This window comes from Paenibacillus sp. FSL F4-0087, assembly GCF_038020215.1.
GTDB classification, from domain to species: Bacteria; Bacillota; Bacilli; order Paenibacillales; family Paenibacillaceae; genus Paenibacillus; species Paenibacillus taichungensis.
Genome location: NZ_JBBODJ010000001.1, coordinates 1,396,297 through 1,409,039, shown reverse-complemented (window position 1 = coordinate 1,409,039; position 12,743 = coordinate 1,396,297). Strand labels below are relative to the sequence as shown.

Here is a 12,743-nt window from a genome sequence, read left to right as displayed (position 1 = left end):
ATGGCATTTTTGAAAGCAAGCGACACAATCTCCGGCCAGGAAGGCCGCGCATACGCAACGATTAACGGACAGACGGAAGAAATGTTCTATGTGAAGACGCTGGAAGCAACGGTGGAGAAACAAAAAGCAGAGGTCAAAACATTGGGTCGCCGCGGCGTACAGCACAAAGCAACCGGTTGGTCTGGCTCGGGTTCCATGACAATCTTTTATACCACTTCCCGTTTCCGCGAGCTGATGCTCCAGTACATGCAGAATGGTGTGGACACGTACTTCGACATTGAGGTGACCAACGAAGATCCTTCCTCTACGATTGGCAAACAGACCGTGACCCTCAAAGGCGTCAATCTCGACAGTGTAATCATGGCATCTCTGGATACCGAGGCTGTGGCATTGGAGGAAGAAGTGAGCTTTACCTTTGAAGATGTCGATATGCCTGTATCGTTCAATCTGCCGAAGTAATGTAACGTAGAAAGCATAATGATTGAGATTTATAAAGAGTTTAACTTAGCAGCGGGTTTGTAAAAGAAACCTGTTCAACTTGCCTGTGTTACGGGCTATTTGGCGTGTCAAAATTTCTGCTCTTCGCCGCTTTTTGCGGCGGGGAGCCTAACTTTAGAGGAGGAACAATACATGAGTGGATTGAGTATGTTTTTTGCCCAAAATGCAGCAACCGATACAACGGAGGAGTTTATCGTTTCCCCCCGATTCAAAGATGAGAAAGGCGAGCCCGTTGCCTGGAAACTGCGCAGCATGACCGAGGACGAAAACCAGGAATGCCGCAAGGCAGCTACCCGCAAAATTAAGGGCAAGAACGGTGTCTACACACCCGACATCGATGCGAATGATTATATGGCTCGCCTGATGAGTGCAAGTGTAGTTTACCCCGATTTGAAAAACGCAGAACTCCAGCGGTCATATGGCGTGATGGGGGCGGAATCGCTTTTGCGGAAAATGCTGTTGCCTGGGGAATTTGCTTCGCTCGGTGAACAGGTTCAGAAGCTGAACGGCTTCAATCAGGACATGAACGAACTGGTGGATGACGTAAAAAACTAATTAAAGAGGGCGATTCAGAAGCCAATCTGGCTTATTACGCTCTCCATGAATTAAACATTTTGCCGCATGAGCTAATGGCATTCTCCATGCGAGAACGAGCCGCTATCTATGCTATGATCTCCATCCGGGTGGAGGAAGAGAAGAAAGAGCGGTCCAAGAGCCGCGCCCGGAAGAAATAAAAAGGAAAGGAGGGAGAAATAGATGTCCGATACAAGTATCGATGTAATTAATCCTCCGTCCATTAATATCCTGATCAATAATCTAAATCTGGTTCAAGTAAGAACAACCGAGATCCTTAATAATTTCAACCAGATTAACCGGATTAATCTGAACCAATTCAACCAGACGAATATATCCAACCATTTTAATGAAGTAAATCAACAACTAAATGTAACGATTAATCTGATGGAAAAGTTGGAGGATACGGCTGATGATACAAGCAATGCTTTGGGTGATAATCTGAGCAAACTCTCCAAGTGGGTTCAAATGGTAAAGTCCGCTGGAAGTGTCGTGTTAAAAGCGGCTGCTGAACAAGAAGACTTCAAATATCGTTACATGGTTGCCGCTGAAGACCCTGTTCTCGGGGAGGGTATCTATAATAAGTTTAGAGATCAAGCCTCCAAGAGCGGCCAAGACGTCAATAATTCGCTTAAGTCTTCTCTAGGCTTCTTACCGTTGGCACAGAATACAGGGCAGGTAGATCAGTTAAATGAAATGACTCAACGATTGAGTATGTTGTCTCCGGATAATAAGAGTCTGTCAGATGCATCCAAGGCTATTGTTAGTGCCATGAATGGAAAAAATACTGATTTGGCGAGTCAATTTAACATCCCGGAAAGTGCATTGACCGGGGCTGGATTGGGTGAATTTATACAGACTAAAGACCTTGACGGTTTTATACAAGGTTTGCAGACGGTTCTTGAAATGCAAGGTTACACACAAGAAGCCTTTAATACGATGCTGGATTCTCCATTGCAAAAATGGACGGCTCTCGTCAATCAGTTCAATGGAATACTGTCTGAAATCGGGACAAGAGCGTTGGAAGTTTTATCTCCAGTGCTTGACCGGTTAAACGAGGCGATAAGCTCAGGGCAGTTCAGTGCTTTTATTGAATGGATTGGTGGAGCATTTGCAATTATTGCTCAAGTTGTAGCTTTTATTGTGGAAGAATTCATTAATTTTGCTACAGCTGTACAGGAAAACTGGGCTATCATCGGACCTATATTAACTGCCATTGCTTTAGTGCTACTAGCCAATATCATTATTACGCTCGGAGTTGTAATTGCTCAGGTTTATTCACTGGCAGCGGCATGGTTGGTAGCTAACTGGCCTATCTTGCTTGTAATTGGTGCCATTGCAGGACTCATCTTTATTTTGCAATTATGTGGCGTTACAGCTGGGGATATGGTGGGAGCGATTATAGGTTACTTTTATATGGTTTACGAGCATATGAAATCAATTTTTGCATCCATTCTGAATTATTTCATGTCTTGGGCCGAATTTGTCATTAATGTATTCAGAGATCCAGCCTATGCATTCCAAAAGTTGTTTGTTGATATGGGACTCATTGTACTCCAAATTCTGTTCAACATTACAAAGGGAATTGAGGATTTCGCAGGTGGTTTCAAAGATCAAATCAACTGGATGATCGGAGGTATAAATAAATTAATACCCTATCTTAATAAGATTTTCGGGACCAATTGGGGCGGTATTAAACTAGTGGATGATGCTAACATTCATTCAATGAGCGGTAAGATACAGGGTTTAATGAGTGACCTTGAAGCGAGTGCTCCTGAGAGCCAGAAGGACGTTGTTAGCCTGTGGAGAATGGACGCTTCTGCGGACTATAAGGATGCATTTGATATGGGATTTGACAAGGGGCACGATTTGATGGATACCACCAAAGACCTATTCCCCAACGGCTCTGATAAATTACCCGGAAACTTCGGCGGTTCAACTCCCAAAACCCCTTCCGTACCATCGATGCCAACTGCACCTGCTCCCAACGTTGTTCCCAACAACAATATGAGTAACATCAACAAAATTAATAATATTGGACAGGTGGACAAGATCGGTGACGTGGACGGCACAGTGGATGTGACGAGCGAGGATCTGAAATTGATGCGTGAGCTTGCCGAGATGCAGGCGATTCAACGATTTGTCAGTCTGACGCCAACTGTTCAGGTCACCACGGGTGATATCAACAGCGGACATGATGTGGACAGCATCATCAGCAAAATCACCGATGGACTGAACAGTCAGATCGTCTCCAGTGCTCAGGGGGTGTATGGATAAGTGGAATATTATATTCAACTGAGTTTCAATAACCGCTCTGAATACATGTTTTTTCCGGTGACACCAGAGAGCATTGAGTTTTCGGACGCAGGGGATGGCAGTACGTTTAACGTGACAGCTTTGGGTGAGATTAACGTGATTAAGTCGCCGAAGCTGCGTGAAGTCAGTTTCAGCGGGATTTTTCCAGCAGACTACAGTCCGTATCATCTGAATTTTGATGCAAGTCATCTGGCAGTACAGAAGCAATTTTACCGTGATCCGTATGAATATGTGAAAAAGATCATCCGCTGGATGCAGACGGGCAGACCCGTCAGGCTGTTCTTTTCCAGTGCAAGGTACACCATTAATATGGCTGTTTCCATTGAGAACTTCGACTGGAAGGAGACAGCGGGTACGGTGGGCGATATCCAGTATGATATCAAGCTGAAGCAGTTCATTTTTTATGCCGCCAAAAAAGTAGTGCCACTCAAGGACAGCAAAGATACGGCTGCTTCGAAAACAAAAACCAAAGCCTCCCGGCCCAATGAAAAAATTCAGGCTAAGACCGTCACACTCAAGGCTGGAGACTCCTTGTGGTCTGTAGCCAAAGCCCATCTGGGAGATGGATCTCGCTGGAAAGAAGTGCAAAAGCTGAATAGCATCCAAGATGCTCAACTGAAGAAGCTGCCGATTGGACTAGTGATCAAGCTTCCGTGAAAGGAGAGGGAATATGCAAGAGCAGATCAGGCTGGATGATAAGCTGGCAAACATGAAGGAACGGTTATTGCTGGATGACAAGCAGGGCAACATCTGGGACATTAGCGAAATTGCTGGCGACATTACGTACAAAACCTCCCGCATCGGCAAACCTTCCTCTCTGGAATTCACGTTGATCAAGGGCAGTCTGTACCAGAATAAGAAATTCACCTATGAGAATGGATATGTCGTGAAATATATCAGCAACGAGGTAGACATATTTTACGGCTATATCTTCTCGGTGGATAGCAGCAAGGACGAAAGTGTCAAAATCAAAGCCTACGACCAGACTCGATATCTAACCGCCAATCAGACGTACAGGTTCGTTAACGCAACGGCTACGGATGTGATCAAACGAATTGCTACCGACTTTCAGTTGAAGGTGGGCGAGCTGATCCAGCCGAAACATGTTATTCCGCGTATGTTGTTTGATAACAAGAAGCTGATCGACATGATCTGTGAGGCTTTGGACAGAACACTGATCTATGGTGGCAAAAACTACATTTTCTACGATGATTTCGGCAAGCTTGTGCTTCGGGATGTGGAAGAGATGCCATACGGATTTGTCATTGGGGATAACAGTCTGCTCACGGATTACAGCTATACGAGGTCGATTGACGACCAGACGTATAACAAGATCAAGCTGTACCGGGATAACAAGGATACGGGAAAAAGAGAAACGTTTGTTCATCAGGATTCAGGCAGCATCCGTCAATGGGGGCTGCTTTTTTTATACCAAAAAGCGGATGACGGCATGAATGAAGGGCAGATTGATGCCATGCTCAAGACCCTGATGACCCTCCGTAACCGCGAGACGCAGACGTTGAAGGTGGATGCGCTTGGTGATTTCAAGGTGAGGGCAGGCAGTTTTGTCAACATTCAGATCAATGAACTCAAGATTAATCAATATTTTCTGGTAGACGAATGTACGCATAAGGTACGGAGCGGCGTGCATACGATGTCGCTGGATTTGAAGGTGGTGTAACGATAAATGATGCTGGACGTGATTAAAAAAGCGGCGGTGGCCGCTGTAGATGCCAAGTCTCCCGTTCAGGTAATGTACGGAAGCGTGACAAACACACAACCTCTGGAGATCACTGTTGAACAACGGCTGGCATTGGCTGAACCTTTTCTGGTACTGCCGGAATCCGTAGTGAACAAAGCTTGGACCGTGGGTGACCATGTCTTGTTGTTACGTGTTCAAGGTGGAGACAGCTTTGTCGTGCTGGATCGGCTGGTGAATCCATGATTCCACAGGGTGCGCAGATTAGTGCAGAAGATCAGGAAGAAGCTGCTGTGCTTCCAAGTCTGACGTATGTATTTCTAGCTTCGGGACAACGAATTGGAAGGCTGCAACTGGATGGAAAAGATGCGGTAAAACAGGCGGTGTATAAAGCGTTGTCTACACGCCGCTACGAGCATCTAATCTATTCCTCGGATTACGGCATGGAATGGTCCTGGGAAGGAATGGAAGGGAGATCCATGGTTGAATCGGAACTGGAACGCTGGATTCGCGAAGCATTGCTTCCGGATGATCGTATATCGGATGTAACGGAGTTCGATTTTGTCCACGAGGCCGATGGGGTAAGGGTTTCTTTTACCGTGGAAACGGATTTTGGCAGCTTCAGGGAAGAGACGGAGGTGAACATGGATGTATGAAGAGCAGACGTTTGAAGTTATTTTAAACCGAATGCTGGACAGGGTACCGGATGGTGTGGATAAACGTGAAGGCAGTATAATCTATGATGCGCTTGCGCCTGCGGCTGTGGAAATGGCTCAGATGTATATCGAGCTGGATGTGAACGCCAACCTGAAGTTTGCGGATACAGCATCTGGAGAGTATCTGGATCGCGCGGTGGCTTGGTCTGGCATTAGTCGAAAAGCGGCCACGAAGGCACGTTGGGTTGGAAGTTTTCGGGATAACGAAGGTAAGCCTGTTGAGGTTCCTTTGGATAGTCGTTTTTCCACTGGGGATCGGGTGTATGTTGTTGTGGAGCGCATCGCGGCAGGACGATATGTGTTGGAATGTGAAGTCGCGGGAGCGGAAGGTAATGAATATACGGGGGCACTGCTGCCCATCGATTATATTGCTGGCCTGACGACAGCTGAATTGACACAATTGCTGGTTCCTGGCGAAGACGAGGAAACGGACCAAGCCTTATATGACCGATATCAGGACAAAGTTTCCCGTCCGGTTACGAGTGCCAACAAATATCAGTATGAGTTATGGGCACGGGAAAACTCCGGTGTGGGTAAAGCGAAGGCTTTTCCACTGTGGAATGGTCCGGGTACAGTCAAAGTGGCATTGCTGAATAATGAAATGAAAACACCTGCTGAGGCGGTCATTAAGGCGGTGCAGGAATATATCGACCCAACTCAGGATGGAATGGGCGAAGGTGCAGCTCCAATCGGACCTGTGGTCACGGTGGTGGGAGCGGAAGAAATACCCATCGATGTCGAGGTACAGGTTACGCTTGCTTCTGGTTCAACGTATGAGGGCGTGAAGACACTGATTGAAACGGGAGTTACGGCGTATCTGAAAGAACTGGCCTTTGCCGATCCGTTGGTTCGTTGGACACGTATTGCCAATGTCATTCTGGATATACCGCCTGTGATCGATTATAGCGATCTGCTGGTGAATGGTGGTATGTCCAATCTGGAGATCGCCCCCGGCGCAGTAGCCGTTCTTGGGACGGTGAAGGTGACATGAGTAAAGCGGACGTATTAATGACTCTTTTGCCCCCGTTGTATGAAAATGTGCTGGAGATGCAGCTTCTTACAGAGACCGAAGGTGTAGAGCTGGACAAGCTTACGGTGGGTTTGGAAAGTGTGCTGGACCAATTCTACCCGGAGTCTGCGACCTGGGCATTGGAACGTTATGAGCGGGATTTACAGATTCCGACGAATCAAGCGAAGCCAGACGACCAGCGGAGATCCGTAATTATTTCCAAAATGCGCGGCAGCGGCAAAGTCTCTGGCTCCATGCTCAAGAACGTGGCGCAGGCCTACGAAAGCGGCGGGATTGAAGTATCCGTTTCGCCTGAGGAGTACTTGATCCGAATTCGCTTCATCGACACATGGGGCTTGCCGCCCAATCTGGACGACCTGAAGGCAGCGATTGAGGATATTAAACCGGCACATATGACCGTGGAGTACCGTCTACGGTATTTGACGATTTCGGAGGTTGAAAGCATGACGCTGGATGAGATTGAACAGACTCGGCAGGATAAATTTGCAGGAGGTGGAGCTTAAATGAATGAACCGAAAACACCGAATTTGGGATTGAACAAGATTGACCGTTCCTCGCCATCGAAGACCTATTTTGATCTGGATAAGTATTTGGATCAGAACTGGGAGAAGGTTGATGAGAGTGTGGCGACTAAGGAAGATTTAGAGAAGCTTCGTGAAGCGGTGAGTGAGATAGATGTTCCCGATGCGTCTTTGACGCAGAAGGGTAAGGTTCAATTGTCAAATGCAATTGATAGCAACTCGGAAGATATGGCTGCTACGCCGAAAGCAGTGAAGATTGCAGTTAATGAAGCTATATCGGCAAAGCAGCTTGGAGTTGAGCAAAAAGCGAATGTGGTTGCCGCGCTTAACTCCATTGGTGTATTGGCATCCACATCGGACTCCTGGGCTCAGTTGATAAAGAAAATATCTGATATAAAAAAAGAAGTTATCCCGTCTCCTGGAGAAATTTTAATTTTTTCTGCAACAACCTCATATAACATGAACATATCTTCTAGTACTACTCCTACGAAATCGCTGACATACCGAATTGGTAGATCAGGAAAATACAGAATTAGATTTACGCTTGCGGCTGGTGGGAATGGCAGTTCGGTTGTCATGCGCTGTCAGTGTAGGATTTACAAAAATGGTCTTCCTTATGGTGTGCTTAGAACTACAAGCGAATTTTATCCTGGAACAACTTTCACAGAGGATTTAACTTTTGATGCTGGTGATCATTTAGAATTTTGGACAGCCTCTCCTGATGGCGGGTCATACCGATGGCCTTATTCAGTTGGAATGCCGTCTATCTACGCGAATGTCAACCCATATATCATTCCTGAAGTTGTATTTGTACCCTAGATTCAATTTAAAATAAGTTTATTTTTTGAGATAGATATTCAGATCATCTATAAGTTTAAGGTGGCACGCTTTAGAAGAATTTATCACTACAGTTATGGATAAAGATTATATTTCTATTAACCAATAATCCAAGGACTGAGCAAGGACGAATTGTCCTAAGTACAGTGACTATTATTAGCAATAAAATATAAAAAGCCAAAGGAGGTGAAACCATGGAAAGATGGGACACTCTATGGAAATGGCTCCTCGCCCTAATAACCAGCTCAGCAACCTACTTCTTCGGAGGCTGGTCAGGCGTGCTCGGTGTCTTACTAGTTTTCGTAATCCTCGATTTCCTGACAGGCATCGCAGCGGCAGGGATGACTGGCAAGCTGGAGAGCAATGTCGGCATGTTCGGCATCGCCCGAAAGGTATTTATATTTGCAATGGTATCGGTGGCTCATCTGGTGGACGGTGTTCTGGGAGATGGACATTTGTTCAGGGATGCGGTCGCCTTTTTTTATATCGCGAATGAGTTATTGTCCATTATTGAAAATGGGGGCAAGCTGGGCGCACCAATTCCGCCTGCGATCCGGCAGGCTATTGAAGTGCTCAAGGGCAAGGGAGGAACCGGGGAACTCCCCGGTAACTATACTCCTGATTCCAAAGAATCTTTTGTAAAGTCAAATCATGAGGACGCTGATCAACAGATCAGAGATGAAACGAAATAAGGAAGATGCATTCATTCAAATGTGTCCTGTAATAAGAGGGAGTAACTATTCGAATAAATAGTCTGATCCATTGGCTACAAGTAGTGAAGGAGACGGAATCGATTCTGAAGAAGCGATAGCGGTCGCCTTTGTCTCCGAATTTCAAACCTTTAAGAAAATAAATCAAGAAAAATTTGGAGACAACAGCGATCGGAAGAACGATTCGTATCTGGAACGGTCACGTACCGACTCGGTAACTTTTCCTTAGTGAGTTAATGGATACCTAGTAGTCTACCAACAGACGACATAGAATATGAATCCCTTATATAGCCATATGGGACATACCTACTAGCCATCCAAACTTACCTTTCACCAACAATCAGGACACGCACACAAGCAACCCCTGACCCCCAAGCATTAAATATATACAAACGGCAATTTGCCGCATAAAGGGTGTGAGAAACATGCAAACGAGAAGCTCGGGCAACACACAGGGCATTGATGTCTCCCGTTATCAGGGTACGATCGATTGGGACAAAGTGAAGGCTAGCGGCATGACATTTGTGTTCATCAAGGCGACCGAAGGGCAGACGTATACGGATCCGAATTTCCAAAAAAACGTAACCGGGGCACTGGCGGCAGGCATGCTGGTGGGGACATACCACTTCTTCCGCGCAACATCCACCGATGGTGCCAAGGCTGAAGCTGCGCATTATGCCAATACACTTAACAAAGTTGTTGGCGCGAAGGCGCTACAACTTCCACCCGTCATGGACTACGAGAATAATCCGGGTAACCTGAGCAAAGCACAGATCAACACGGTAGCTAAGGCTTTTTTAACGGAATTGCAACGTCTCACGGGTGTGAAACCGATCATATACACGGGCAATTCATTTGCCGGGAATTTTGATACATCACTCAGCTCATACGATCTATGGATCGCACGTTACAGCAACACCCGTGTACCAGATGACCAGCCTGCCTGGAAACGTTGGACGTTCTGGCAGTATACGGACTCGGGCAAGGTGAACGGGATCAGCGGCAATGTGGATATGAACGAGTTCCAAGGATCGGCAGCGGAATTGAAAACAAGATATGCAACAGCAACACCAAAGCCGCCAGAGCCATCCGAACCAACCAATCCCACGAATCCAACCGAACCACCGAAAGGGGGCGAACCGATGACAGCCGAAGAGAAAGCAGCGTTTGATGCCCTGAAATCCCAGGTCGATAAACTGCAGGCACGCCAGCAGATGGAAGTTCCAGTCTGGGCAAAAGCGGCCGTGGACGCAGCACTGGCATATGACACCAAAAATCCGTTGTTCAGCATCGATAGTGGGGCGAGTTATGATTTTTACCGTTTTATCACGGTCATGTACCGCAGAGGTTTATTCAAAAAATAAGCTGATCTAATTTATAATATACGTTGGACCCGGTTTTAAAAGAGGGAACACAACAAGGGACACACGACGCTTTTTGTCGAATGGTGTTCCTTTTTTGTGTTTTATGTAAATGATATTAACATATATAATAAAGTTGAAGACTTATGTCCGTAAATCTCTTGTCTAATTGATGAATGTGATGTAAAGTAAGTTACACGAAATCGATTTTCACCACTGTTAATTTACACAATCCTCCTCATCATGACAAGACTTTAACATGAAAAGTTATTGTAATGTCTCCCTGTTGTAAAATCCAACATCTCTAGATCAATTTCACAACGTATTGAAACAATCCAATCCAACCTGCTTGAGAAACCACTAAAATGTTCTGTTTACCAGCTTTCTGTTACAGAAAATTACCATCATTAGACTTTGCCAATTACACTTCAGCCATGACGTTTAACTCCAAGTCAAACCTTAAGCCAAACTCCATACTAAACAATACCACCGTTCTCTCTAAATTAGCCTTTTAAGCCGCCACCAAGTCGAGACCATTCTACTGTTGCTTATTGACCTAAGTTCAATTATTAAGTAACAACGACAGGCAGTTATATCTGGTCACAACATTCGAAAAATCTAACAAAATGTGTACCGTTACATCCGTTTTTACATTTCATATATACTCCTCAGCTTATCTAAACATCCATCACAGGTATCAAAGGCATCTAAAGCCTTTCATATGATACAAAGCACCAAACCGATCGATTGTAATCATTGAAGTTTTTTCACGCCAGTATCACACACATTATGAGACAGGGAAGGGTGTTGTACGTATGCGAATGAGAAAAAAGTGGTTATCCGGGGTCATGGCAATGGCCATGAGTACAGTGTTGATTCTTTCGGGCTGCTCCAGCGCCAGTAATGAGGGTACAGGCAATTCACCCGCTCCGGCGGAAGGTAGCGAGCCTCCGGCAGAAGTGGCAGCACAAGATACGATGATAATGGGACGCGGCGGAGATTCGGTGGCGCTGGACCCGGCAATCGTAACAGATGGGGAGTCGCTGAAGATTGGACATCAGGTATTCGACTCATTGCTGGACTACAAGGAAGGTGGAACCGAGGTTGTTCCGGGACTGGCTGAGAGCTGGGAGATTTCGGCGGATGGACTCAAGTATGACTTCAAGCTGAAGTCCGGTGTGAAATTCCACGATGGTACTGACTTCAACGCAGAGGCTGTGGTGTTTAACTTCAACCGTTGGAGTGATCCGGCCAGTGAATATAAATTTGAGGGAGATTCCTTCGACTATTATGACTCTATGTTTGGTCCAGAAGACGGACGTGTGATTAAGGAAGTAAAGGCGATTGACGAGACAACGGTCGAGTTCACCCTGAACCAGCCACAAGCGCCTTTCCTGCAAAACATTGCGATGACGCCATTTGGCATTGCAAGTCCAACCGCGATTCAGGAGAAAAAGGAAAATTTCAAGAGCGAGCCAGTAGGCACAGGCCCATTTGTATTCAAAGAGTGGAAGCGGAACGACTCCATCACCCTGGAGAAGAATCCGAATTATTGGAAAGAGGGACTGCCGAAGCTAAACAAAGTGATTGTACGTTCCATTCCGGATAACACGGCTCGCTTCAATGCGCTGCAAAACGGCGAGATTGATATTATGGAGGATCTGAACCCAGATGATCTGTCCATTCTTGAGGGAAATAGCGAACTGCAAAAAATCGAGCGTCCGCCATTTAACGTGTCATACATTGGCTTCAACTTTAAGAAAAAACCGTTTGATAACGTGAAAGTAAGACAAGCGCTCAACCACGCGGTGAACAAACAAGGCATTATTGATGCTTTCTTTGCCGGACAAGCACAGCCAGCGGTAAACCCGATGCCGCCAACGCTTTGGGGGTATAACGACAGTATTGAGGACTATGCATATGATCTGGAAAAAGCAAAAGCATTACTTGCCGAAGCTGGCTATCCTGACGGATTGCCTGACCCAGTAACATTCTATGCCATGCCGGTATCCCGGCCTTATATGCCTGACGGCAAGAAGGTGGCCGAAGCGATCCAGGCCGATTTTGAGAAAATCGGGGTGACCGTCAACATCGAATCACCGGAGTGGGCGACGTACTTGGATGATGCCAAAGCCGGGGAGAAAGACGATATTTACATGCTTGGCTGGACCGGTGATAACGGTGACCCGGATAACTTCCTGTACACGCTGCTCGATAAGGATGCAATCCCGGGCAACAACCGCAGCTTCTACGTAAACGAAGAATTGCATACGTTGCTGACGAGTGCGCAGAAAGAAACGGATCAGGACAAACGTGCGGAACTGTACAAGCAAGCGCAGGTGATTATTAAGGAAGATGCTCCATGGATTCCACTTGTGCACACCACTCCTATTTTGGCTGGTAAAGCGAACCTGAAAGATTTCGTACCGTCCCCATTGGGCACGGAATCCTATGCCAATGCCTACTTTGAATAACTTATATA

13 protein-coding genes are annotated in these 12,743 nt (G+C 46.1%); all 13 read left to right on the top strand.

The window, feature by feature from the left end; all coding sequences use genetic code 11:
* The 13 genes from MHB84_RS06795 (at position 1) to MHB84_RS06735 (ending at position 12,735) form a co-directional block, all read left to right on the top strand.
* Positions 1-459 (top strand): phage tail tube protein, encoded by a 459-nt coding sequence (locus MHB84_RS06795; RefSeq protein WP_076291467.1) that lies wholly within the window; start codon positions 1-3, stop codon positions 457-459.
* A 171-nt stretch (positions 460-630) separates the two neighbouring features.
* A complete protein-coding gene (locus MHB84_RS06790) occupies positions 631-1,053 on the top strand; it encodes a phage tail assembly chaperone (protein WP_036611390.1) in 423 nt (140 codons plus the stop codon).
* Between the two features lie 201 nt (positions 1,054-1,254).
* Positions 1,255-3,348 carry a hypothetical protein gene (locus MHB84_RS06785; protein ID WP_076291468.1) on the top strand — a complete coding sequence of 698 codons (2,094 nt, stop codon included), beginning with the start codon at positions 1,255-1,257 and terminating at the stop codon, positions 3,346-3,348.
* Positions 3,349-4,044, top strand: a complete 696-nt coding sequence (locus tag MHB84_RS06780; protein ID WP_076291469.1) for a LysM peptidoglycan-binding domain-containing protein — start codon at positions 3,349-3,351, stop codon at positions 4,042-4,044.
* 13 nt (positions 4,045-4,057) lie between these two features.
* Positions 4,058-5,068 carry an XkdQ/YqbQ family protein gene (locus tag MHB84_RS06775; RefSeq protein ID WP_076291470.1) on the top strand — a complete coding sequence of 337 codons (1,011 nt, stop codon included), beginning with the start codon at positions 4,058-4,060 and terminating at the stop codon, positions 5,066-5,068.
* A gap of 6 nt (positions 5,069-5,074) precedes the next feature.
* Positions 5,075-5,332 carry a DUF2577 family protein gene (locus tag MHB84_RS06770; protein WP_175383663.1) on the top strand — a complete coding sequence of 86 codons (258 nt, stop codon included), beginning with the start codon at positions 5,075-5,077 and terminating at the stop codon, positions 5,330-5,332.
* Positions 5,329-5,742, top strand: a complete 414-nt coding sequence (locus MHB84_RS06765) for a DUF2634 domain-containing protein (RefSeq protein WP_076291471.1) — start codon at positions 5,329-5,331, stop codon at positions 5,740-5,742. Before MHB84_RS06770 ends, MHB84_RS06765 begins: the two co-directional genes overlap by 4 nt.
* Positions 5,735-6,793 (top strand): baseplate J/gp47 family protein, encoded by a 1,059-nt coding sequence (locus MHB84_RS06760; protein ID WP_076291472.1) that lies wholly within the window; start codon positions 5,735-5,737, stop codon positions 6,791-6,793. Before MHB84_RS06765 ends, MHB84_RS06760 begins: the two co-directional genes overlap by 8 nt.
* Positions 6,790-7,335, top strand: a complete 546-nt coding sequence (locus MHB84_RS06755) for a putative phage tail protein (protein WP_076291473.1) — start codon at positions 6,790-6,792, stop codon at positions 7,333-7,335. The genes MHB84_RS06760 and MHB84_RS06755 overlap by 4 nt, the downstream gene beginning before the upstream one ends.
* Complete coding sequence (locus MHB84_RS06750; protein ID WP_076291474.1) at positions 7,336-8,172, top strand: tail fiber protein; 837 nt, start codon at positions 7,336-7,338, stop codon at positions 8,170-8,172.
* 212 nt (positions 8,173-8,384) lie between these two features.
* Positions 8,385-8,882 (top strand): phage holin family protein, encoded by a 498-nt coding sequence (locus MHB84_RS06745; RefSeq protein ID WP_076291475.1) that lies wholly within the window; start codon positions 8,385-8,387, stop codon positions 8,880-8,882.
* A 443-nt stretch (positions 8,883-9,325) separates the two neighbouring features.
* The gene (locus MHB84_RS06740) at positions 9,326-10,264 is read left to right on the top strand and encodes a glycoside hydrolase family 25 protein (RefSeq protein ID WP_076291476.1); all 939 of its coding nucleotides are present in this window, start codon (positions 9,326-9,328) and stop codon (positions 10,262-10,264) included.
* Between the two features lie 818 nt (positions 10,265-11,082).
* On the top strand, positions 11,083-12,735 hold the full coding sequence (locus tag MHB84_RS06735) for an ABC transporter substrate-binding protein (protein ID WP_076291570.1): 1,653 nt from the start codon (positions 11,083-11,085) through the stop codon (positions 12,733-12,735).
* Positions 12,736-12,743: the final 8 nt, after the last annotated feature.

Bases quoted from the DNA above. Each gene is read 5' to 3' on its own strand.
- MHB84_RS06795 (WP_076291467.1), top strand. From the start codon at position 1: ATGGCATTTTTGAAAGCAAGCGACACAATCTCCGGCCAGGAAGGCCGC.
- MHB84_RS06790 (WP_036611390.1), top strand. From the start codon at position 631: ATGAGTGGATTGAGTATGTTTTTTGCCCAAAATGCAGCAACCGATACA.
- MHB84_RS06785 (WP_076291468.1), top strand. From the start codon at position 1,255: ATGTCCGATACAAGTATCGATGTAATTAATCCTCCGTCCATTAATATC.
- MHB84_RS06775 (WP_076291470.1), top strand. From the start codon at position 4,058: ATGCAAGAGCAGATCAGGCTGGATGATAAGCTGGCAAACATGAAGGAA.
- MHB84_RS06770 (WP_175383663.1), top strand. From the start codon at position 5,075: ATGATGCTGGACGTGATTAAAAAAGCGGCGGTGGCCGCTGTAGATGCC.
- MHB84_RS06765 (WP_076291471.1), top strand. From the start codon at position 5,329: ATGATTCCACAGGGTGCGCAGATTAGTGCAGAAGATCAGGAAGAAGCT.
- MHB84_RS06760 (WP_076291472.1), top strand. From the start codon at position 5,735: ATGTATGAAGAGCAGACGTTTGAAGTTATTTTAAACCGAATGCTGGAC.
- MHB84_RS06755 (WP_076291473.1), top strand. From the start codon at position 6,790: ATGAGTAAAGCGGACGTATTAATGACTCTTTTGCCCCCGTTGTATGAA.
- MHB84_RS06750 (WP_076291474.1), top strand. From the start codon at position 7,336: ATGAATGAACCGAAAACACCGAATTTGGGATTGAACAAGATTGACCGT.
- MHB84_RS06745 (WP_076291475.1), top strand. From the start codon at position 8,385: ATGGAAAGATGGGACACTCTATGGAAATGGCTCCTCGCCCTAATAACC.
- MHB84_RS06740 (WP_076291476.1), top strand. From the start codon at position 9,326: ATGCAAACGAGAAGCTCGGGCAACACACAGGGCATTGATGTCTCCCGT.
- MHB84_RS06735 (WP_076291570.1), top strand. From the start codon at position 11,083: ATGAGAAAAAAGTGGTTATCCGGGGTCATGGCAATGGCCATGAGTACA.